23 protein-coding genes and 1 pseudogene are annotated in these 19800 nt (G+C 66.7%); 12 read left to right on the top strand and 12 right to left on the bottom strand.

What is annotated here, in order from left to right:
* Positions 1 to 336: 336 nt before the first annotated feature.
* The 6 genes from FXF75_RS00985 to FXF75_RS00965 form a co-directional block, all read right to left on the bottom strand.
* Entirely contained in the window at positions 337 to 1404 is a 1068-nt protein-coding gene (locus FXF75_RS00985; RefSeq protein WP_163519711.1) for an MFS transporter, read from the bottom strand.
* A gap of 128 nt (positions 1405 to 1532) precedes the next feature.
* On the bottom strand, positions 1533 to 1943 hold the full coding sequence (locus tag FXF75_RS22340; protein WP_240334473.1) for a hypothetical protein: 411 nt from the start codon (positions 1941 to 1943) through the stop codon (positions 1533 to 1535).
* Entirely contained in the window at positions 1922 to 3238 is a 1317-nt protein-coding gene (locus FXF75_RS00980; RefSeq protein ID WP_240334472.1) for a hypothetical protein, read from the bottom strand. The genes FXF75_RS22340 and FXF75_RS00980 overlap by 22 nt, the downstream gene beginning before the upstream one ends.
* Positions 3235 to 4023, bottom strand: a complete 789-nt coding sequence (locus FXF75_RS00975) for an ABC transporter ATP-binding protein (protein WP_163519710.1) — start codon at positions 4021 to 4023, stop codon at positions 3235 to 3237. The genes FXF75_RS00980 and FXF75_RS00975 overlap by 4 nt, the downstream gene beginning before the upstream one ends.
* A 165-nt stretch (positions 4024 to 4188) precedes the next feature.
* Positions 4189 to 4371, bottom strand: coding sequence for a hypothetical protein (locus FXF75_RS00970; RefSeq protein ID WP_163519709.1), 183 nt, complete (start codon positions 4369 to 4371; stop codon positions 4189 to 4191).
* A gap of 196 nt (positions 4372 to 4567) precedes the next feature.
* The gene (locus FXF75_RS00965) at positions 4568 to 5590 is read right to left on the bottom strand and encodes a replication factor C small subunit (protein ID WP_163519708.1); all 1023 of its coding nucleotides are present in this window, start codon (positions 5588 to 5590) and stop codon (positions 4568 to 4570) included.
* A 194-nt stretch (positions 5591 to 5784) separates the two neighbouring features.
* Between FXF75_RS00965 and FXF75_RS00960 the strand changes: the two genes are divergently transcribed.
* The 5 genes and pseudogenes from FXF75_RS00960 (at position 5785) to FXF75_RS00940 (ending at position 8578) form a co-directional block, all read left to right on the top strand.
* Complete coding sequence (locus FXF75_RS00960) at positions 5785 to 6837, top strand: polymer-forming cytoskeletal protein (RefSeq protein ID WP_163519707.1); 1053 nt, start codon at positions 5785 to 5787, stop codon at positions 6835 to 6837.
* A 129-nt stretch (positions 6838 to 6966) separates the two neighbouring features.
* A pseudogene (locus tag FXF75_RS00955) lies at positions 6967 to 7161 on the top strand (ubiquitin-like small modifier protein 2); the annotation flags it as partial.
* Between the two features lie 60 nt (positions 7162 to 7221).
* Positions 7222 to 7830, top strand: coding sequence for a peroxiredoxin (locus tag FXF75_RS00950; protein WP_163521032.1), 609 nt, complete (start codon positions 7222 to 7224; stop codon positions 7828 to 7830).
* Positions 7827 to 8324 (top strand): GNAT family N-acetyltransferase, encoded by a 498-nt coding sequence (locus tag FXF75_RS00945; protein WP_309221732.1) that lies wholly within the window; start codon positions 7827 to 7829, stop codon positions 8322 to 8324. The genes FXF75_RS00950 and FXF75_RS00945 overlap by 4 nt, the downstream gene beginning before the upstream one ends.
* 50 nt (positions 8325 to 8374) lie before the next feature.
* Entirely contained in the window at positions 8375 to 8578 is a 204-nt protein-coding gene (locus FXF75_RS00940; protein WP_163519706.1) for a hypothetical protein, read from the top strand.
* Here FXF75_RS00940 and FXF75_RS00935 read toward each other — a convergent pair.
* Positions 8575 to 9975: a phosphoglucomutase/phosphomannomutase family protein gene (locus FXF75_RS00935; protein ID WP_163519705.1), complete on the bottom strand. Its 1401-nt coding sequence runs from the start codon at positions 9973 to 9975 to the stop codon at positions 8575 to 8577. The genes FXF75_RS00940 and FXF75_RS00935 overlap by 4 nt on opposite strands.
* A gap of 108 nt (positions 9976 to 10083) precedes the next feature.
* Positions 10084 to 10743, bottom strand: coding sequence for a helix-turn-helix domain-containing protein (locus FXF75_RS00930; protein ID WP_163519704.1), 660 nt, complete (start codon positions 10741 to 10743; stop codon positions 10084 to 10086).
* 83 nt (positions 10744 to 10826) lie between these two features.
* Between FXF75_RS00930 and FXF75_RS00925 the strand changes: the two genes are divergently transcribed.
* From FXF75_RS00925 to FXF75_RS00915, 3 genes are all read left to right on the top strand, one after another.
* Positions 10827 to 12143: a cytochrome P450 gene (locus tag FXF75_RS00925; RefSeq protein ID WP_163519703.1), complete on the top strand. Its 1317-nt coding sequence runs from the start codon at positions 10827 to 10829 to the stop codon at positions 12141 to 12143.
* 117 nt (positions 12144 to 12260) lie between these two features.
* Positions 12261 to 12872, top strand: coding sequence for an NADPH-dependent FMN reductase (locus FXF75_RS00920; protein WP_163519702.1), 612 nt, complete (start codon positions 12261 to 12263; stop codon positions 12870 to 12872).
* Between the two features lie 6 nt (positions 12873 to 12878).
* A complete protein-coding gene (locus FXF75_RS00915; RefSeq protein WP_163519701.1) occupies positions 12879 to 13775 on the top strand; it encodes an SDR family oxidoreductase in 897 nt (298 codons plus the stop codon).
* On the opposite strand, the gene FXF75_RS00910 is transcribed toward FXF75_RS00915, so the two are convergent.
* Complete coding sequence (locus FXF75_RS00910; RefSeq protein WP_163519700.1) at positions 13772 to 14041, bottom strand: GIY-YIG nuclease family protein; 270 nt, start codon at positions 14039 to 14041, stop codon at positions 13772 to 13774. The genes FXF75_RS00915 and FXF75_RS00910 overlap by 4 nt on opposite strands.
* A gap of 407 nt (positions 14042 to 14448) precedes the next feature.
* Positions 14449 to 15231 carry a nickel pincer cofactor biosynthesis protein LarB gene (larB, locus tag FXF75_RS00905; protein WP_163519699.1) on the bottom strand — a complete coding sequence of 261 codons (783 nt, stop codon included), beginning with the start codon at positions 15229 to 15231 and terminating at the stop codon, positions 14449 to 14451.
* 180 nt (positions 15232 to 15411) lie between these two features.
* On the opposite strand from larB, the gene FXF75_RS00900 reads away from it, so the two are divergent.
* Positions 15412 to 15579 (top strand): DUF1931 family protein, encoded by a 168-nt coding sequence (locus FXF75_RS00900; protein ID WP_163519698.1) that lies wholly within the window; start codon positions 15412 to 15414, stop codon positions 15577 to 15579.
* Between the two features lie 172 nt (positions 15580 to 15751).
* Here FXF75_RS00900 and rpiA read toward each other — a convergent pair whose 3' ends face one another.
* Positions 15752 to 16438: a ribose-5-phosphate isomerase RpiA gene (rpiA, locus tag FXF75_RS00895; RefSeq protein WP_163519697.1), complete on the bottom strand. Its 687-nt coding sequence runs from the start codon at positions 16436 to 16438 to the stop codon at positions 15752 to 15754.
* Between the two features lie 159 nt (positions 16439 to 16597).
* On the opposite strand from rpiA, the gene FXF75_RS00890 reads away from it, so the two are divergent.
* Both FXF75_RS00890 and FXF75_RS00885 read left to right on the top strand, forming a co-directional pair.
* A complete protein-coding gene (locus FXF75_RS00890; protein ID WP_163519696.1) occupies positions 16598 to 17389 on the top strand; it encodes an ABC transporter ATP-binding protein in 792 nt (263 codons plus the stop codon).
* The gene (locus FXF75_RS00885; RefSeq protein ID WP_163519695.1) at positions 17389 to 18636 is read left to right on the top strand and encodes an ABC transporter permease; all 1248 of its coding nucleotides are present in this window, start codon (positions 17389 to 17391) and stop codon (positions 18634 to 18636) included. Before FXF75_RS00890 ends, FXF75_RS00885 begins: the two co-directional genes overlap by 1 nt.
* Positions 18637 to 18948: 312 nt before the next feature.
* Here FXF75_RS00885 and FXF75_RS00880 read toward each other — a convergent pair whose 3' ends face one another.
* Positions 18949 to 19251 (bottom strand): amphi-Trp domain-containing protein, encoded by a 303-nt coding sequence (locus tag FXF75_RS00880; RefSeq protein ID WP_163519694.1) that lies wholly within the window; start codon positions 19249 to 19251, stop codon positions 18949 to 18951.
* Positions 19252 to 19419: 168 nt separating this feature from the next.
* Between FXF75_RS00880 and FXF75_RS00875 the strand changes: the two genes are divergently transcribed.
* On the top strand, positions 19420 to 19728 hold the full coding sequence (locus FXF75_RS00875) for a winged helix-turn-helix domain-containing protein (RefSeq protein WP_163519693.1): 309 nt from the start codon (positions 19420 to 19422) through the stop codon (positions 19726 to 19728).
* Positions 19729 to 19800 lie beyond the last annotated feature (72 nt).

Here is a 19800-nt window from a genome sequence, read left to right as displayed (position 1 = left end):
TCGAACGAGACTGCGATGAAAAGTTTCGAATATTTTAACTTCTGATGGTTTTATTTATGGTTGTAACAAGCCCTGTGAGGTGTCTTGCGGGTCCTACCCTAACAGACGTTCTAAGAAGCGGTCTTGTTCACTCTCCCGACCGGAAACAACCGAAGTCTCGATGCTTACGAAGAGGAACCGAGATTCAGCACGTCTTCGTCCATGCTCTCAATCTTCGGAAGAGACCGAAGTTGTGGATGGACGAGGAAGTAGACGAAGTTAACCGTGTACAACGATGCGAGTAGATAGAACGTGATTCTCGGAGCGAAGGTAGCGGCAATCGCACCACCGACAATACTACCCACCGGCACCATCACGTCGTACAGGCTCTGGGAGAGTGACATGACTCGGCCGAGGAGTCTGTTGTCGATGACTGATTGCATCATCGACATGGTGAGTACCGCGTACGCTCCGAGAGATATCGAAGCGAAGAAGAAAAAACGTCGCGGTCAACAACGGTTCGGCGACAATCATTGCTAGAAAAATCGAGACAGCAGTGATGAGATACCCGACTATCAGGAACCACCCATACGGCACGTCATCTACCTTCAGTGCAAGGAGCGACCCGACGAAGGACCCGCCTGACACGGCACCCATGAGGAGGCCGTACGTGGTCGGACCACCGAACGAGTCGGCGAACTCTGGAAGAGTCGCTAACACGGCTCCGTAACCGAAATTGGCTATGGTAGCCGCGATTATAATCCGGAGAACGAGCGACCCATGAAGATATTCGAAACCCTCCCGTAGTTCGCCGAGATAATCTTTTTCGCTTCCCTCAACGTCCTGCTTATTCCTTACGGGAATCGTCATGAGTCCGAGTAGCGTCAAAGAGATGAAGAAGGTAATCGAATCGATGGTAAACAGCAAAACTGTACCTGTGAGGCTAATCAATAGTCCACTCAGTCCATTGAATACCGCGTTAAATCCTTGCGCCGCAGTCGAGAACAACGAGTTCGCCTGAGTAATGTTCTTGTCCTCGACGACGAGCGGCAGTGTCGCCGAGAACGCTGGTCTCGTGAGTTGGTTCGTAACGGAGACTAGTAGGATAACAAACAGGAGAACCCAAATCGACAGTGAGTTCATCACCTCGGCGAGCGGTACGAGTAGTACTAGCAATCCTTGAATCAGTTGCGTACTGACGAAAATTCGTTTCAGTTCCCAGCGGTCGGCGAGTGGACCGAAGAGAAACTGTAGCGCAGTCGGAGCCTTGGTGAGAAACCCGACAACTCCTACGTAGAACGACGACCCAGTAAGTTCGAAAGCCAACCACATCGCACCGATGAGATAGAGACTATCTCCGATGTTGGTAGTCAGCCGACCAGTAAAGAGCAACATGTACTCCTTATTTCTCAGGAGTTCCCTCATGTGACATCATCTACATATAATCAACATAAGTATTTTATTCAGTCGGACTACTTATCTCGAACTCGCTGCTGGACCGACGGTACTAGGCTCACTAGTATATTCGTCCCTCTACTCTGATATTGAATCCCTCAGTCCAGTGCGTACCTCTCGAACTCCCGCGTCGTCCACCGGTACGCGACCACCGGCCCGACCGCCCCGACCAGCACCGCCAGCGCCGCGCCGACCGCACGGACGACGCCCTGCGGGACGCCGGCGAGGGCACCGACGAACTCGGCTATCGGTCCGACGAGCGCCACCACCGCGCCGACCGCGCCGCCCAACAGCGCCAGCGAGTAGGCCGCGAACGCGCCCTTGCTCGGCATCGTGACCTCGCGACTCCGGAACACCTCGACCGTGCCGAACCGCGGGAAGAGGGTGCCGACGCCCACCGCGAGGACGGTACCGGAGACGACGAGGACGGCGCTCGCGCCGGTCAGCGCGAGCCACTTCGCAGGGGCGAGCGGACTCAGCGCACCCGTCACGCCGGTCGCCACCGCCACCAGCGGTACTCCGACCAGCGTCGCCGACAGGACGTGCCCGGCGACGAACTGGCGGCCCTCGATACCCGACAGGAGCGTCGCGGGCAGGACCGACCCCTCGTCGCCGAGAGGGTTGAGCGCCGTCGCGCCCACCGCCCACGTCCCGTAGAGCGCGACCAGCACCGGCAGGGAGGTCGGCACGCCGCTCTCGAACGCGGTCCGGAGCGGCGCGTAGAGGAAGAACAGGGGGTAGCGACGTAGAGCAGTCGAATCGGCGAGCGCTGGGTGCGCCGCCACACCGCCAGCGTCACGGTCCGCGTGGGTCGGGCGAGGACGCCGGAGAACACTCCCGAGAGGACTCGCTCGCCGAGACCCGCGCTGGCCTCCCGCGGTGGGTCTGCGGGCGTCGCCGGGTCGTCCCCGCGTTCCCGCGCCGTCGCCTCGTCTCTCTGGTCCTGCACGCGGTCGGTACTCCCACCCTGCGCGCGGTCGGTGTACCACAGCGTCGTCGCCGACCGAACGCCGACGGCCGCGAACGTCGGGAGCAGGACCGCCGCCAGCGCCGCCGCGGCGAGCGCACGGGTCGGAACCGCCTCGATGCCCGGCAGTCCGAGCAGGGCGGCGTCGCCGAACCACGCCAGCGGCGTGTCCCGGAGCGCTCGCTGGAGAGCGGTGAGTACCGCACCGAACGACTCCGACGTGACCGCGAGGAAGTAGAGACCGAACAGCGCGACCAGCAGCGCGGTCTTGTGGCGAGCCAGCCACGGCGACCTGAGCGTGACCCACTTGACGCCGAGACCGACCGGAAAACCGATGGACACCGCGACGCCGAGCAGGACTGCGGCGGTGGCCGGAACGGCGAGGAGCGGCGCGACGACGCCCGCACCCACCGCGAGCGCCGCAGCGACGGTCAGGACCGGAATCGCGGCGACCAGCGCCATGCGGGCGTACTCCGCCAGCAGGAGACCGAGTGCCGCGTCCCGGGCGGGCACCGTCGTCAGGATTCCCTCCGGCGATTCGAGTTCCCCCTTCTTGCCCGCGGACCGGGCCGCGGCGAGCGCCGCGAGACCGACCCACCCGACCGCCGCCCCGCCGTGAACGAGGTCGAGTATCGGGAGGGCCGCGGGGACCTCGGGGAGCGCTCGCCCGAGTCGATACGCCGCGAAACCGCCGCCGACCGTGGGCAGGGCGACCCAGAACAGGAGCGCGAACCCGAACGCGGCGGTCCGCGTCGTGCTGGACCGCATCGCCCGGACGCTCCGGCGGAGTTCGACGCGGGCGATGCGGGTCGCGTGCGAGAGATTGGGGCGCTTCATCGGACGAACTCCGACCGCTCCGCGTCCGGGTCAGACGCCTCGCCGGGGCGCTCGCTCGTCACTTCGAGGAACACCTCTTCGAGGGTTGACTCCTCGCCGGACTCGGCCCGGTGGGTCAGCGACTCGGGCGACCCCTCGGCCACGAGTCGGCCGTCGTGGAGGACCCCGACGCGGTCGGCGAGTTCCTCGACGACGGGGAGAATGTGCGTCGAGAGGAAGACCGTCATCCCCTCCTCGCGGAGTTCGGTTATCAGGTTCCGGACCGTCCGGGCCGCCCGCGGGTCGAGTCCCGACGTGGGTTCGTCCAGAAACAGCACCGCGGGGTCGTGGAGGAGCGCCTGAATCAGCGCGGTCTTCTGTTTCATCCCCTTGGAGTACGTCGAGATGCGGTCGTCGGCGTCGGCGGCGAGGTCGAAGCGCGCGAGCAGTTCACGGATGCGCTCGTCGGTCTCCGTCTCCGGCGAGTCGCGGAGTCCGGCGACGTACTCCAACTGCTCGCGCCCGGTGAGTTCGTCGTGAATCGGCGGCTCCTCCGGTAGATAGCCGAGTTCTTCGACCACCGCGTCGCGGTCGGTTATCGGCGCTCCGGCGACCCACGCCTCGCCCGAACTGGGCCGGGTCAGCGTCGTCAGCATCCGCATCGTCGTGGTTTTGCCCGCACCGTTCGGGCCGAGGAAACCGAACACCTCGCCGCGCTCGACCGTGAACGAGAGGTCCCGAACCGCGAGTTCGTCGCCGTACCGCTTCGTCAGCGACTCGGTTCGGATGGGCGCGTTCGCGGTCATGGTCGCGGGCGTCGGGCGTCGTCGGTCGTCCGTTCGAGAGGGCGGTGGCGCATAGGCTACGGTTCGCCGACCAGTGACAAAAGTCTGGTTCGTGGCGACACGGGCGAGTGTCGTCCAGTCTTCTGCGAGAGACGAATCGTCCGGTCGTCCACGAGAAACGAGTCGTCAGTCGTCCGCGGGAGATGCGGCGTCCTCTCGGCCGGACGGGGGCGCCTCCGACCGCGCGCTGAGCGGTTCGGACCCGCAGTTCACGCAGGCGTAGTTGCCCTCTATCGTCTCGACGACGGGCGCGTTACAGTCGATGCACTTGACCTGTGCGTCCCGTACCTGACGTGGATAGCGTCCCATGATGTACTCGGTCGGGGCTACGACGGTTCGGGACATAAGAGAGGTGGCCGTTCGGGACCGTTTTCGGGAGCAACGCGACGTTTTCCCGGTGAAATCCGTTTTCCCGAGCGCCGCTACCGACGAAACGAGCGATTGCGCTCGGGTTAGCATCGCGCTAACCCGCCGCGAATCTGGCGGGGTCGGGCGAGTCTGGCGGCTATTCGTCTTCGAGCGACAGCGACGCCAGCAGCGCCTCCAGTTGGACGCTCTCGTTGGCACCCTCGGTGATGCGGTAATCGACCTCGCCGACGCGGTCCATCAGGCGCACGATGGCCTCGTCGTCCAAGTCGAACTCCCAGACCGACCGGTGGAGTTGGTCGATGATGTCGCCGCCCGCCATCCCCTTGTTCGTGAGCAGGTCGTCCAGCACCTTGCGCGCCTTAGTGAAGTCGCCCTCGATGGCGTGGGTGACCATCTGCTCTATCTCCTCCGGGCGGGCGGTGCTAGTGATGGTGAACACGGCTTCCTCGTCCACGACTTCGCCCATCACGGCCGCGGCCTGCAACGCGTTGATGGCTTTGCGCATGTCGCCGTCGGCGGCGTAGACGAGCGCTTCCACGCCGTCCTCGGTCGTCTCGATGCCCTCCTCGGCCGCGATTTTCCGCGTCTGTTCGGCGATGGCCTCGTCACCGATGGGACCGAACCGGAAGGTCGCACACCGCGACTGGATGGGGTCGATAATCTTCGAGGAGTAGTTACACGATAGGATGAACCGGGTGTTGTTGGAGAACTGCTCCATCGTCCGGCGGAGCGCCGACTGGGCGTCCGACGTGAGGGAGTCGGCCTCGTCGAGGAAGATGATGCGATAGCTGTGCCCGCCGAACGACGACCGTGCGAAGTTCTTGATGCGGTCCCGGACCACGTCGATGCCCCGCTGGTCGGAGGCGTTGAGTTCGAGGAAGTTCTGCTCCCAGTCGTCGCCGTAGAGCTGCTTGGCGATGGCGACGGCGCTGGTCGTCTTCCCGACGCCCGCCGGTCCGGAGAACAGCAGGTTCGGCAGGTCGTCGCGCTCGACGTAGCGTTTCAGGCGCGCGGTGATGTCGTCGTGACCCGCCACCTCGTCCAGCGTCCCGGGCCGGTACTTCTCAATCCATATCTCGTCCCGCCCGGCCTCGGCCACCTCGGCCTCGTCGGGTTCGCTCTCGGCCACCTCGTCGGCCTCGCTCTCGACCTCGCTCATGTGCCACACCAAGTGCTAGCCGGTCTTAAACTCCCCGAGGTTCGGACGGACGGCGAACGCCCGGCGGTTCATGCCCGGTCGAGGGTCGGACCGCACTGCCGGGACGGCCCTAGCCACTTGAAACGGTGGTGCGAGTCGCAGACGCGGCGACCAACCACTAACCTATTAAATAACTACCCGCCAATATTTTCAGTATGGATAAACTATTCACCCTGCTGTTTACCGCACTGGTAGTTCTCGCGGCGGTGCCCGCACCCGTCGCGGCGGACGAGACTCGGGCGGGCGGCACCGTCGTCGTCGAGGAAGGAGAGACTGTCAACGAGAGTGTCCGGGCGTTCGGTGGCACCGTCGTCGTCCGCGGGACGGTGAACGGTGACCTGAGCGCCATGGGTGGCAACGTCAACGTCGAAGGCCGGGTGAACGGCGACCTGCAAGCCGCGTCCGGCAACGTCCGAATCAACGGCACCGTGACCGGCGACGTCAGCGCGGCCGGCGGTAACGTCGTTCTCTCCGAAAGCGGCCGAGTCGGCGGTCAGTTGGACGCCGGAGCGGGGAGCGTCGTCCTCGACGGCGAAGTCGGCGGCGACGCCCAAATCGGCGCGGACACAATCACGCTCGGACCGACCGCGGTCATCGGCGGCGACCTGACCTACGACGGCAACCTCGACCGCGCCGATGGCGCGCGAGTCGCTGGCGAGATTCGACAGGATTCGAGTCCCGACGCCGCCGTCGGTCCGGCCGGACTCGTCGTCCCGAAGTGGCTCGCGGGCGTGTACGGCTTCCTCGCGAATCTCGTCCTCGGGGCGATTCTACTGCTGGCCTTCCCGCGGTTCTCGAACGGCACCGCGGAGCGAGCGGCCGACAACCCCCTTCGCTCCGGCGGCATCGGACTGCTGTCGTTCGTCGGCATTCCGGTTCTGTTCGTTCTGCTGCTGATTTCGCTAGTCGGGATTCCGCTGGGCCTGCTCGTCGTCCTGCTCTACCCCCTCGTGCTGTGGGTCGGCTACGTCTACGGCGCGTTTTCGCTCGGGGCGTGGGGACTCGGTCTGGCCGACACCGACAGTCGGTGGCTGGCGCTGGCCGCCGGACTGCTCGCCGTCTCGGTTGTTGGCTTCGTCCCGATACTCGGTGGCATCGTCCAGTTCCTCGTCCTCCTCGTCGGGGTGGGCGCGTTCGCGCTCGGCGCGTGGCGTGGATACCGTGGACGAGGAACCCGTTCGGCCGACTCCGGCATGGAAATGCTGTAGCGCGGCGACTCTTGCTCGGCGCAGTCTCGTCGTTCCCGATACCACGTCTCACGTCGCTCTCGATACACGGCTTTCCGACGCGCCCTCGTTCCCGACACGCTTACCACTCGCGCCGCGGAAACCCAGTACATGAACGTGACCGTCGAAGTCGTCGGCGAGGGGAGCCACGACTTCGAAGTCGAGGACGCGACCTACGCCGACTTGCTGGACGAGGTGGACCTCAGTCCCCACGAGGTCTCGGTGATGGTGGACGGTCGCCCGGTGCCGGAGGACCAACCCGTCGAGACCGACCACGTGAAAGTCCTGCGACTCATCAAGGGCGGGAGCGGCCGCGACGGAGACGCCGGCGCGGGGACGCCGGAGGGCCGGAGCGAGAGCGAACCCATGGTGGAGGCCGAGGCCGGACCCGTTACCGAGTTCGAGCGAGAGCGCAGGGACCTCGGCGTCTCGCAACTCGACTTCGAGTTGCCCAACGCCGGGGCGGGTCCCGACCCCCTCGTCCTCTCGGACCTCGCGGCCGACTCCGAGACAGTAGTCCGACGCCCGCCGAGCGGTCGGACGCCGCCGGACGACAACGTCGCAGTCGTCCTGCTGTTCCAGCGCGACTACCGCTGTCGGAACTGTCGCCGGCAGGTGCAGGAGTTCGCGGACCGCTACGACGAGTTCCGCGACCGCGACGTCGCGGTCGTCTCGGTCCTGCCCGAGTCGAAGGAGAAGGCCGGGAAGTGGCAGCAGAAGTACCATCTCCCGTTTCCGCTGGTTGCCGACGAGGACAAGCGCGCCGCCGAGGCGTACGGGCAGCCGACCCGGTTCGGCAAACTCGGCGCACTCCACGACCTGCTCGGGCGGATGCCGGAAGTGGCGATACTCGACGCCCGCGGCGGCGAACTGCGTCTCCACGCCGTCCACCGCGGGGAGAAGCCGAGCGACCGGCCGTCGGTGGACGACGTGCTGGCGATGACCGACCGGATGCTCGCCGGCGAGCGAGCGTGACGGGGACGTCGGAGGCGGGCGTCGAGATTCGGGAGGCCGCCACCGACGACCGACTCGGCGTCCGGCGGGTCCTCGACGCCGCGATGCTCGAAGTCCGCGACGACCTCCGCGACCGAATCGACGCCGGGGACGTGCTGGTGGCGGACGAGGAGCGACGCGACTCGGAGAATCGAGCGGCGAAGCCGCGAGACGCGGAAGGCCGCGACAGTCCGATTCTGGGTGCGCTCGTACTGGTCGCTGGCGAGGACGATGATTCGCACGTCGATGGCGCGGACGACGGTTCGCACATCGACGCCGTGGCGGTCCGGCGGGCGCGCCGGGGACGGGGCATCGGGTCGGCGCTGGTCCGGACCGCGGCCGAGCGCCGCGCGCCGCTGACCGCCGAGTTCGACCCCGGAGTCCGGCCGTTCTACGAGTCGCTCGGCTTCGAGATTTCGGGCGACGAGGCGGACGGGGACCGCCTCCGCGGTCGCTACGGTGCGAACGAGGACTGACGCGAGCGCGTTCCAATAGAACCAACTGTTCGGACTCCGCCAACACCGGCATGGACGAGAGACGACGCCGACGCGTGGCGATAATCTGGACCGCGTTCGCGTTCGTGATGGGGTACGTCACGATTTCGGACGGGGTCACGGTTGGAGTCAGCGACGTTCTCGGACTGGTGGCCGTGGTGCTGGGACTGGGACTGGCGTACGTCTACTACGCGAACCCCGGCGGAATGCTCGACTTCGGAGAAGGAGAAGCTTAAATGAGCGGTTCGACCAGTTCGCGCCCGGCGTCGAGCAGTTCCGATACCCGCTCTTCGCTCGCGGCCTCGGCGTAGACGCGCATCTTCGGTTCGGTCCCGCTCGGCCGGACCAGCAGCCACGACCCGTCTTCGAGCAGAATCTTGAACCCGTCGGTGTCGTTGACTCCCTCGACGTGTTCGCCCGCTACCTCCTCGGGGAGTTGGGCTTCGAGGTCCGACAGCACGCGCTGCTTCTGGTCGTCGGGGCAGTCCACGCTGACCTTCGACTGGTGAATCTCGCCGAACTCCGCGAGCAGGCCGTCCACGCGCTCGTCGTATGAGCGCTCGTTCTCGACCGCACCCGCGAGCAGGGCCATCAGCACGCCGTCCTTCTCGCGGACGTGGCCGCGGACGGAGAACCCGCCGGACTCCTCGCCGCCGATGAGCGCGTCGTGTTCGCCCATCGCCTCGGCGACCCACTTGTATCCGACCGCGGTCTCCACGACCTCCTCGCCGTGAGCCTCCGCGACCCGGTCCACGAGGAAGGTGGTCGAGACGGTTCGGACCGCCGGACCCGAGTCGTCTTCGAGCAGGTAGTCGTAGGTCGCCGCGAAGAAGAGGTTCTCGTCGAGGAAGCCCCGGTCGGGCGTCACGACGGCGATGCGGTCGGAGTCGCCGTCGTTGGCGATGCCGAGGTCGGCGTCGCGCTCGCGGACCGCCTCGACCAAGCCCTGTAGGTTCTCCGCGCTCGGTTCGGGGTTCGTCCCGCCGAACTCGGGGTCCTGCTCACAGCGTCGCCGGTGGACGGTCGCCCCGGCGCGTTCGAGCAGTTCGTCGGTGAATCCGCGCCCCGACCCGTGCATCGCGTCGTAGACGACTTCGAGTCCGTCCAGATTTTCGTCCTCGTCGGGACCGACGCCCACCACGTCGAAGACGTGTTCGGCGTAGGGTTCGAGCAGGTCTTCCTCCCGGACGCTCCCCTGTTCGTCCTCGGGGAGCGCGCGGGGTTCGGCGATGCGGGCCATAATCTCGTCGGTGACCGCCGGCAGGGCGGGCGCGGCGTCGTGCGGGAAGAACTTCACGCCGTTGTAGTTCGGCGGGTTGTGCGAGGCCGAGACGACCAGCGCACCGGCCAACTCGCGGTCCGCGATGGTCCAGACCGCCAGCGGCGTCGGGCAGTCACGCGGCGGAATCAGCGCGTCGAACCCGTTCGCCGCCAGCACGCGACACAGTTCCTCGGCGAACCCCCGCGAGGTCTCGCGGGCGTCGTAGCCGACCGCGACGGTGCCTCCCTCGCGGTCTTCGACCTCCCGCAGGTAGTCGGCCACCGCCTGCCCGACCATTCGGACGCGGGGCGCGGTGAACTCGTCCAGCGTCGCTCGCCAACCGTCGGTTCCGAACGAAATCGGCGTCTCCATACGGGTATCGTCGCCACCCCCGCCGAAAAAACCACCGCGTGGCACCGTCGCACGGTGACGGAGCGGCGACGAACTCCTCGGTCCGTCTGCGCCCGCCGACCGGTCACCTCACCGCTCGCGGGCGAACTGCGAGAAGACCCGCGACTCTATCTTCCGGAGGTGTTCGCCGACCGTACTCGGCGAGACGTCCAGCGCGTCGGCCACCTCCTCGTGGGTCGCCCGACGGGGGTTCTCGTAGTACCCCCGTTCGAGCGCGGCGTCCAGCACCTCCCGCTGGCGCTCGGTGAGACAGGAGAACAAGTCGTCCGCTCGGGGCGGACGCTCGCCCATCTCCAGCAGTTCGACGTCGTAGCGCTCGGGGTCGGTCGGAATCGCGTCCGCGAACGCCGCCTCGTCGCCGACGAAGGTCATCTCCCGCGCACCGTCGGGCAGCGCCTCGATGGGCATCTCTATCATCAGTTCCGAGTCGCGGAACTCGGCCAGCGTCCCGCGGACCTGTTCGTTCGGTTCGAAGTGGACGTAGGCGTACCAGTTGCCCCCGGTTCCAGTGACGGTGTAGTCGTGGACGAACTCACTGTCGGCGAGGAGTCGCTCGTACCGGTCCCGGTCGCCGCTGGCCTCCGCCAGCAACAGGCCGGTCCCGTCGTCGAGGAGTTCGATGCGGTGGACCCGCTCGCGCTCGACGTCCTCGACTTCGGCGAGGCGCGCGCCGAGCGGGTGGTCGCCCGCCCCCTCGGTCGGCGCGACCCGGACTCGCGCGTATCGCATAGGTTCGGCTACGCCCGCCCTATATAAATGCACCCCGTATTCGCGGCAGTAGAATCAGGGTTACCTACCCTGTACATCCGAATATGACGACGCAATCGCCGCCGGGACCGCGCGGCCTGCCGTTCGTCGGAAACACCCACCAGTGGGCGCGCGACCCCTGCGACTTCCGCGAGCGGTGCGCCGAGCGGTACGGCCGAGTGGTCAACTACGAGATTATCGGCTGGGACGCCTACATGCTAACTGACACCGACGACGTGAAGCGCGTGCTGGAGGACCCCGTGACGTTTCCGAAGCACGAGAGCAGCACCGACAAACTGCGTGAAATCGTCGGCGACGGTCTACTCACCAGCGAGGGCGACCGCTGGGAGCGCCAGCGCGAGGCCATCCAACCGGCGTTCTTCATGAGTCACATCGAGAACTACGCCGACATCATGGTCTCGCGGACCGAGGACACCGTCGGTCGGTGGCGCGACGGCGGTAGGGTTGACCTGCACGAGGAGATGACCCGCACGACCCTCGAAATTCTGGTCGAGTCGATGTTCGGCGAGGACATCGACCTCGAAGCGCGCGGCATCTACGACGCGGTCGAGGCCATGCAGGGACCGCTGGAACCCCAGAACCAGCCCATCACCTTCCTCGCACCCGACTGGGCACCCGTGCCGTTCCTCCGGCGGGCGAACCGCGCCCACGACCACCTCGAAGCCCAGATATTCGACATCCTCGCCGAGCGCCGTCGCGCCGACTCCGACCGCGATGACCTGCTGGCGATGCTGCTCGACGCGGACGCCGAGATGGACGACGAGCAGATACGCGACGAGATGCTGACGTTCCTGTTCGCGGGCCACGAGACGACCGCGCTCACCCTGACCTACGTCTGGGACCTGCTGTCTCGCAACCCGGAGGCGGAGGCGCGACTCCACGAGGAACTGGCCGACGTCGTGGACGAACGCCCGACCATCGAGGACGTCTTCGAGTTCGAGTACGCCGAAGCGGTCGTGAAAGAGGCGATGCGGCTCTACCCGCCCGCCCACGAGATTCGGCGCTCGCCCGCCGAAGCGGTGACGTTCGGCGACTACGCCGTACCGAAGGGGTCCCTGCTCGTCATGCCGACGTGGGTCCTCCACCGCGACCAGCGGTTCTGGGACGCTCCCGAGGAGTTCCGTCCCGAGCGATGGCTCGGCGACGGGGGCCGGGAGAGACCCGAATACGCCTACTTCCCGTTCGGCGGTGGCCCGCGGCGGTGCATCGGCCAGCAGTTCGCGATGACCGAGGCCCAACTCGTGCTGGCGACGATGGCGCAGGAGTGGACGCTGACCCGGGACTACGACGACCTCGAACTCTCGGCGGCGGTCACGCTCCAACCCAAGGGTGACGTCCCAGTGACGACGAACCGACGCTGACCCTCGTCCCTCCGACGCTCACCCCAGAACCGTCATCCATCACTCACTCCTCCGGATTTTTACAAAAATCGAATCCCGGAAACGGTTTTGCTGTTCAGGCACCTAGTCCCGGTCAAGATGAACGCAACCCCCGTCGTCGTCGCACTCTCCGGGAGCATGCGTGACGGAAGTTACACTCGCGTGGCGCTGAAGCACGTCCTCGACGCGGCCGAGGAGCGCGGTGCCGAGACCGAACTCCTCGACGTGCGCGAGTACGACCTCCCCGTCTTCGACCCCGACGAGGACGAACCTCCGGAGGCGACCGAACTCAAGCGCAAGATTCGGGAGGCCGACTCGGTGATTCTCGGGAGTCCGGTCTACCACGGGTCGTACTCGTCGGCCTTCCGGAACGTCCACGACTACTGCGGGTTCGACGAGTACGAGGACACCACGGTCGGCCTGCTGGCGACCGCCGGAGGCGGGTCGTTCGCCAGCACCCTCGACCACATGCGCATCACCGCCCGCGGGGTCCACGCGTGGGTCCTCCCCCATCAGGTCGGCATCCGGAGCGCCCGCAACAAGATAGAGGACGGCGAGATAATCGACGAGGACATCGAGGAGCGCGTCCGGAAACTCGGCCAACAGGCCGTCGAGTACGCCTTCATCGACCCGGACGTGACCGCGCCGGACGCCGGGGTGGACGAGGAACGGGCCGACGCCGAGCAGGCCGAAGCGGACGCCGACGACTGAGTCAGCGTGGACCGAGTCGTCCTCCTGACCGGCGGTACGAGCGGTATCGGCCGCGAGGCCGCTCGAAAGCTGGCCGAACGCGGTGCGACCGTACTGTTCACGGGCCGGGACCGCGAGGCAGGTGCGGACGTGCTGTCGGCGGTCAGGGCGGCCGCACCCGAGAGCGACGGCGAGTTCTACCCGGTCGATTTCGGCGACTTCGACGCGGTCCGGGAACTGGCCCGGACAGTTCGGACCGACTACGACCGCCTCGACGCGCTAGTGAACAACGCGGGCACCTCCCAGAGCGAACGCCGGACGACCGAGGGCGGCGTCGAACTCACGTTCGCGGTCAACCACCTCGCGCCGTTCCTGCTCACGAACCTGCTCGCGCCGCGCCTGCGCGCGATCGCACCCGCGAGAGTCGTCACAACGTCGAGTTCACTCCACGAAAACGGTTCGCTGTCGGACATCGACGCCATCGTCCGCGGCGAGGGGTTCGACGCGCTCGACGCCTACGCCGACTCGAAACTGGCGAACGTCCTGTTCACCCGCGAGTTGGCCGACCGACTGGCCGGGACCGGCGTCACCGCGAACTGCGTCCACCCCGGTTGGATTCCCGGTACGCGTCTCGTCCGGAACGCGACGGGGTTCTCGTGCCTGTTCACCAGCGCGGCGTCGTTGGTCGCCGGCGTCGCACCGGTCGGACCCTTCGAGAGCGTCTCTGGGGCCGCCGACGCGCTCGTCTCCCTCACGACGAGCGACGAAGTTGCCGACGTGTCCGGCGCGTACTTCGACCGGCGAGAGCGGGCGTCGCCCGCCGAAGCGGCGAGTGACGAGGAACTCCGGACCCGACTCTGGCGTCGGAGCGCGGAACTGGTCGGTCTCCCGGCGTCGGTGCCCGAGGGCGACCCCCTGCGTTAATCGCTGGCTTCGGACTCGCCGTCGCGCTCCACTAACTGTTCCTTCTCCGCCCGCGACAACTGCTTGATAGCGTACTCGCGGGACATGGCCGCCGATTTCGAGTCGAACCGCTCCCGGTGGACGAGTTCGACCGGGGTGCGTCCGCGGGTGTACTTCGCGCCCTCGCCGCGGTCGTGTTCGCGGACGCGGCGCTCCACGTCGGTGGTGTAGCCCGTGTAAAAGCTGCCGTCGTCGCACTCGATAATGTAGACCCAGTGGACTGACACGCCTTACAGGCTTCGCGTGGTGGTTCTTATCCTTTCGGTTCCCGCCCGTTCGGCGGGCTATGCTCGAGCCTCTCTGGCGCGTTGGCGCGCGACTTCCGCGATTCCGGCGTTCGCCGAACACGAAACGCAGGCGTGGACTCGACCGTCCTCGTCGGCGAACACTCGTTCGAATCGTTCGGAGACGTGCGCGCCGCAGTGGTCACACTTTGGCATTGGGTTTCAACTGGCAGGGTCACTGCCAGTATCCAAATCTTTGTCCTACAACACCAAAAATGCTTCCCGAACGTGAGCGTGTTTTCCGAAAACGCAAAGAACGTTTGCGATAATTGAACGCCAATCCTGTCAGCGCGAGTGGAATAGGCCGGTCGAAGTCGCCGGTATCGTCCGGCGAAAGAGTGTCTCCGTGGCTACTCAAGTCGAGACTCGTCGCCGACCGCGGCGTCGATGGCGCGAGCGACGAGTCCCGCCTGCGCGCCCGCGACGAACCCCGCATCGACGTTTACGACCGACAACACCGAGCAGGACTGGAGCATCCCCGCCAGCGCGGCCTCGCCGTCGCCGCCGTACCCGTACCCGGTCGAGACCGGCAGACCGATTACCGGCGTGTTCACCAGTCCCGCCACCACGGTCGGAAGCGCGCCCTCGCGGCCCGCGGCGACCACCAGCACGTCCGCACCCCGGAGACGGTCGAGTTGGTCCACGATGCGAGTCAGCGCCGCGACGCCCACGTCGTCGGTCCGTTCGACGGTCGCGCCCATCTCTTCGGCGAGCACCGCGGCCTCGCCCGCCGGAACCGCGTCGCTCGTCCCCGCCGTGACGACCCCCACGGTCGCGGCGAGGTCCGGCGGTTCGAAGTCCGCGGCGTGGGCGACCACGACGTTCGCCCGGTCGTGGACCGTCACCTCGGCGTCGGGATGGTCGTCGGCCAACTGCTCGCGGACGGCGCGTCGCTGGTCGTCGTCGGTCCGCGTGAGAATCGCTCGGCCGGTGGTCTCGACCGCGGTCTCGGCGAGCGCGGCCGCCTCCTCCGACGTCTTTCCGTCGCCGAGAATCGCCTCGGGGACGCCTCTCCGGGTCTCTCGGGCCGCGTCGAACCGTCCGGCGTCGCCGGTCGCGTACCCCGCCAATCGTGCCTCGGCCTCCGACGGACTCACCTCACCGGCGGCGACCGCTTCGAGCAAATCACGCATGTCCAACTCTCGGTACTCTACGTACTCCTATCCACCGACCTGCCGGAACGGCGCCACACAACTCCCTAGTATTTATTCCTTTTGGCATTCCTGATAGATGACCGGGAAATGACCGACATAGGCCCGCTCGCCCGAGAATTTGAGAAGCTTTATTAGGGGTGGCAGGAAAGAAATGGTCGTATGGCAGACCTCATCGTCAAAGCCGCTGTCAAGGACGCACTGAACGACAAGAACGTGGCGTCGGACTTCTACGATGCCCTCGACGAGCGCGTCGAAGAACTCCTCGACGAGGCTGCCCGCCGCGCCGAGGCCAACGACCGAAAGACCGTCCAGCCCCGCGACCTGTAAATCGGCAATTACTTCGTTTCTTTTCGACGTAGACGCCCCGTAGCTGATAGCTCGTCGCTCGGAACTGGCGTTCAGGAACGTCTTCGAGAGGCGTCGGTCCGAGAGCTATCGCTTCGAGAGACGAGAACGGGAGGCTACAGTGAGGAGACCGCGGGATACCGACCGGAGACCGTCAGAACCGCCGGACTTCGACGCCGTCGTCGCTCCCGACGTGGACCTCGTCGGCCATGCCGACGAACAGGCCGTGTTCGACCGCACCAGGCAGTTCGGCGAGGTCGGCCGCGAGAACGCCGGGCGAGGAGATATCACCGAAATCGCAGTCCAGCACGAGGTTGCCGTTGTCGGTCACGACGGGGCCGTCCTTGCGTTCGGCGGTCCGCAGCGTCGGCGACCCGCCCAGCGCGCGCACGTCCTCCGCCACGGTCGTTCTGGCGTCGGGCAGGACCTCGACCGGAATCGGGTGGTCGAGTTCGTCGGCGAACTTGCTCGGGTCCGCGACCACGAGCAGGCGGTCGGCGGCCGCGTCCACGATTTTCTCGCGGGCGTGGGCCGCGCCGCCGCCCTTCACGAGATGCGGCCCGGAGAACTGGTCGGCCCCGTCGATGGCGAGGTGGACCTCGTCGGTCTCGTCGAGCGTCGTCAGCGGGACCCCGGACTCCTTGGCCAACTCTCGGGACTGAAACGAGGTCGGAATCCCGCGCACGTCGAGACCGCTATCGACCTTCCGGCCGATGGCGCGAATCGCGTGGGCCGCGGTCGAACCGGTGCCGAGACCGACGACCATCCCGTCTTCGACCGCCTCGGCCGCGCTCTCGCCCGCCGCGCGTTTCGCCGCCTCGCTTCCGCCGGTCGTCTTCATGCCCGCATCTGGGCGTTCCGCGGTGAAAAGTCTGGTCGAACGAGTGCAACGGGGTCCGGTCCGACGGGGACCGACGAGCGGTCCAACGAGTGCAACGGGACGTTTCCACCCGGGACGGGCGCTAGTGTTTTGGCAATCCCTCCCGTGATTCGAAAGACAATGGCTGCCAGCGACTCGGGTACCGAGTCCGACGTGGAGACCGAGCGGGGGGAGGGCGAGGAGGCGCACGGCGACGCCGCGGAGGAGGCCGTGGCGCTCCGCGACGTCAGGAAGACCTACTTCCTCGGCGAACCCGTCCACGCGCTCGACGGGGTAGACCTCTCTATCTCGAAGGGGTCGTACACGGCGGTGATGGGACCGAGCGGGTCCGGCAAGAGCACGCTGCTCAATCTCATCGGCTGTCTCGACACGCCGACCGAGGGCGAGGTGTGGGTCAACGGCCGCGAAGTGTCGGCCATCTCCCAGCGCAAGCGCACGCGGGTCCGCGGTGAGGAGGTCGGCTTCGTCTTCCAGACGTTCAACCTCATGCCGAAACTGACCGCGGCCGAGAACGTCGCGCTCCCGCTGGTGTTTCAGGGCGTCGATAAGAGCGAGCGCATCGACCGGGCCGAGGAGTTGCTCGCGCAGGTCGGACTCGGCGACCGGGGCGACCACCGGCCGAACGAACTCTCGGGCGGCCAGCGCCAGCGCGTCGCCATCGCCCGCGCGCTGGCCGCCGACCCGGCCATCATCCTCGCCGACGAACCGACCGGGAACCTCGACCAAGAGACCGGTGAACAGATAATGGGCCTGTTCCAGCAGTTGCACGACGAGGGCAACACCATCCTGATGGTGACTCACGAGCGCCCTATCGCGGAACACGCCGACCGCGTGGTTCACGTCCTCGACGGCACGGTCGAACGGATAGAGGAGATAGAGTCCCCCCGGCGCGTCGAGACCGACCGTCCCTGATGGAGTTCGCAGAGAGCCTGCGTCTCAGTTGGCGGTCCATCCGGAGTCACAAGCTTCGCTCGACGCTGACGGCGCTCGGTGTCATCATCGGCGTCGCGGCGGTCATCACCTTCGTCACCCTCGGGACCAGCCTGCAGGCGGACGTCCTCGGGCAGGTCGGGGCCGACCGCACGCCGAACATCTACGTCTGGGCCGGCCCCGAGGGCGAGAACGGCGGGCCGGGCGCGGGCGCGCAACCGGTGTTCACGACCCACGACCTCGACCGACTTCGGAATCTCTCGGGGGTCGAGTCGGTCGTCCCGCGGGGGGTGGTACCCACCGCGGCCGTCTCGGCGGGCGGCGAGACGGTCGCCCAGCGACAGGTCGTCGCCACCTCGCCGAGCCACTTCGACGCGGGGAGTTTCGCGGCGGGCCGGGCCTTCCGTGAGGGCCGGCGCGAGGTCGTGATAAACCGGCAGGCCGCCCAGTTGTTCGACCCGGCGCTCTCGGTCGGCCAAAACGTCACGCTCCGACTCGCCTCCGGGGAGTCGATAGACGCGGAGGTCGTCGGTCTCCTCAACGCCTCGGCGTCGGGCGGGGCCTTCGAGGGACTCGGCGGCGGGTCCGAACCGCTCGTGTTCGTGCCGACCGACCCCTTCTACCGGACGACCATCGAGAGTCCGACCACCGGCGAGAGCCAGCGCGTCTACCCCACCGTGACGGTCGTCGCCGAGGACTTCGCGGCGGTGCCCGAGACCAAAGAGGCGGTGCGGGCGTACCTCACGAACCGCTCGGACGCGGCCCGACTCGTGCCCGAGAGCTACGCCTTCTCGGTGGAGACCGACCAAGACCTCGTGGACCAACTCAAGGAACTGATAAACACCCTCACTAACTTCGTGACCGGTATCGCGGTCATCTCGCTCGTCGTCGGGTCCATCGGCATCGCCAACATCATGCTGGTCTCGGTCACCGAGCGAACCAAGGAGATAGGCATCATGAAGGCGGTCGGCGCGCAGAACCGCGACGTGCTCCAGTTGTTCCTGCTGGAGGCGGTCCTGCTCGGCCTGTTCGGGTCGGTGCTGGGTATCCCGGTCGGCATCGCCGGGGCCTACGCCGCTGGGGAGTACATCGGCCTGAGCCTCGTCCTGCCCTACGAGTGGTTCGCAATCGCGGTCGCCGTGGGCGTCCTCGTCGGCGTCGTCGCGGGTCTCTACCCGGCGTGGAACGCGGCCAAGACCGACCCCATCGACGCGCTCCGGTACGAGTGAGGCGATGCGTGGGGTCGGCGGCGTTCGCTTTCGGGGTTTTATTGCGTTTTCTCTCGGCGTGCGCTGGCGCGGCGCTCTCGTGGTGCCGCGTCAAGCCGCGCGAGGGCTGAGGACCGCAGACCAGAGCGAAGCGGCGGTCAAGGACCGCAAGCGGTTGGGGAGGCGCGAGGCTCTCGCGGTTGCGGTGCCGTGACGGTGCGGTCGCTGACTCCTTTGCTCAAGTAGCTAGCTCGTTCGAGAAATAGCTAGCTCGCTCGGACAGTCCACTGTTTGTCGTCGCAGTCCAGCTCGTTCGGCCGCGTCCAGTTCCCGTCACTCCACGCTCAGTTCGTCGCCGCCGCGCGGTTCCGTGAACTCGAACTCGACCTCCAGTTCGGCCTCGCGGCCGCCGGAGAACTCGACCTCGATTTCGACCGGTTCGCGGTACTCGAACGGAATCTCCCACTCCTGCGAGGAGAGCGTGAGGCGGGTGTCGTTCTCGACTTGGTCGGCCAACTCCCGGAGAAACGAGGCGGTGGCGTCCCGCGAGAGGTGGATTTCGCGCTCGAAGAAGCCGTCGGTCACGGTGGTTCGCTGTCGGTCTCTGTCGTCGGGCAGGTTGACCCGGTCCCCCATGTCGTCGGTGTTCGGCCCGACGCGTCTAATATCGCCCGGCCCGCGCGACGCTCGGCCCGCACGCTCGCCGACCGGCGCGACCCGCGAGTCCGAACCGCGACTCGGAGCGACGAGGCGACCCGCGAACGCCCGTTCATTTTTTGTGCGGGAGGTCGTACGCGACCTATCGTGTCGCTCATGGACTTGCTCGGGAGCAAAGCGCGAATCGAGATACTCCGCGAACTCTCGCGCGAACCGCAGTACGTCTCCCAACTCGCGGAGTCGGTCGGCATGGACGGCAAGACGGCGGTCCACCACCTCTCGAAGATGGAAGAGGCCGGACTGGTCGCCCACTACGAGCGCGGGAACCGGAAGTACTACTACCTCGCCAAGACGGTGGAACTCCGGGTCGCGCCGCCGCCCGAGCGCACCTTCGTCCTGCAGACCGACGAATGTCGCGACGACCCGACCGAAATCGAGTCGACGACGGACGACTGACGACGGTGAGACGACCGCGACCCGCCCCGGCAGTCCGGGACACTGCCGGGCGTTCAGTCCCGAGCGCGTTTC

Origin of the sequence: Halorussus sp. MSC15.2, assembly GCF_010747475.1 — an archaeon.
In the GTDB taxonomy this organism is placed as follows: Archaea; Halobacteriota; Halobacteria; order Halobacteriales; family Haladaptataceae; genus Halorussus.
This window is presented reverse-complemented; position numbering and strand designations above follow the sequence as displayed.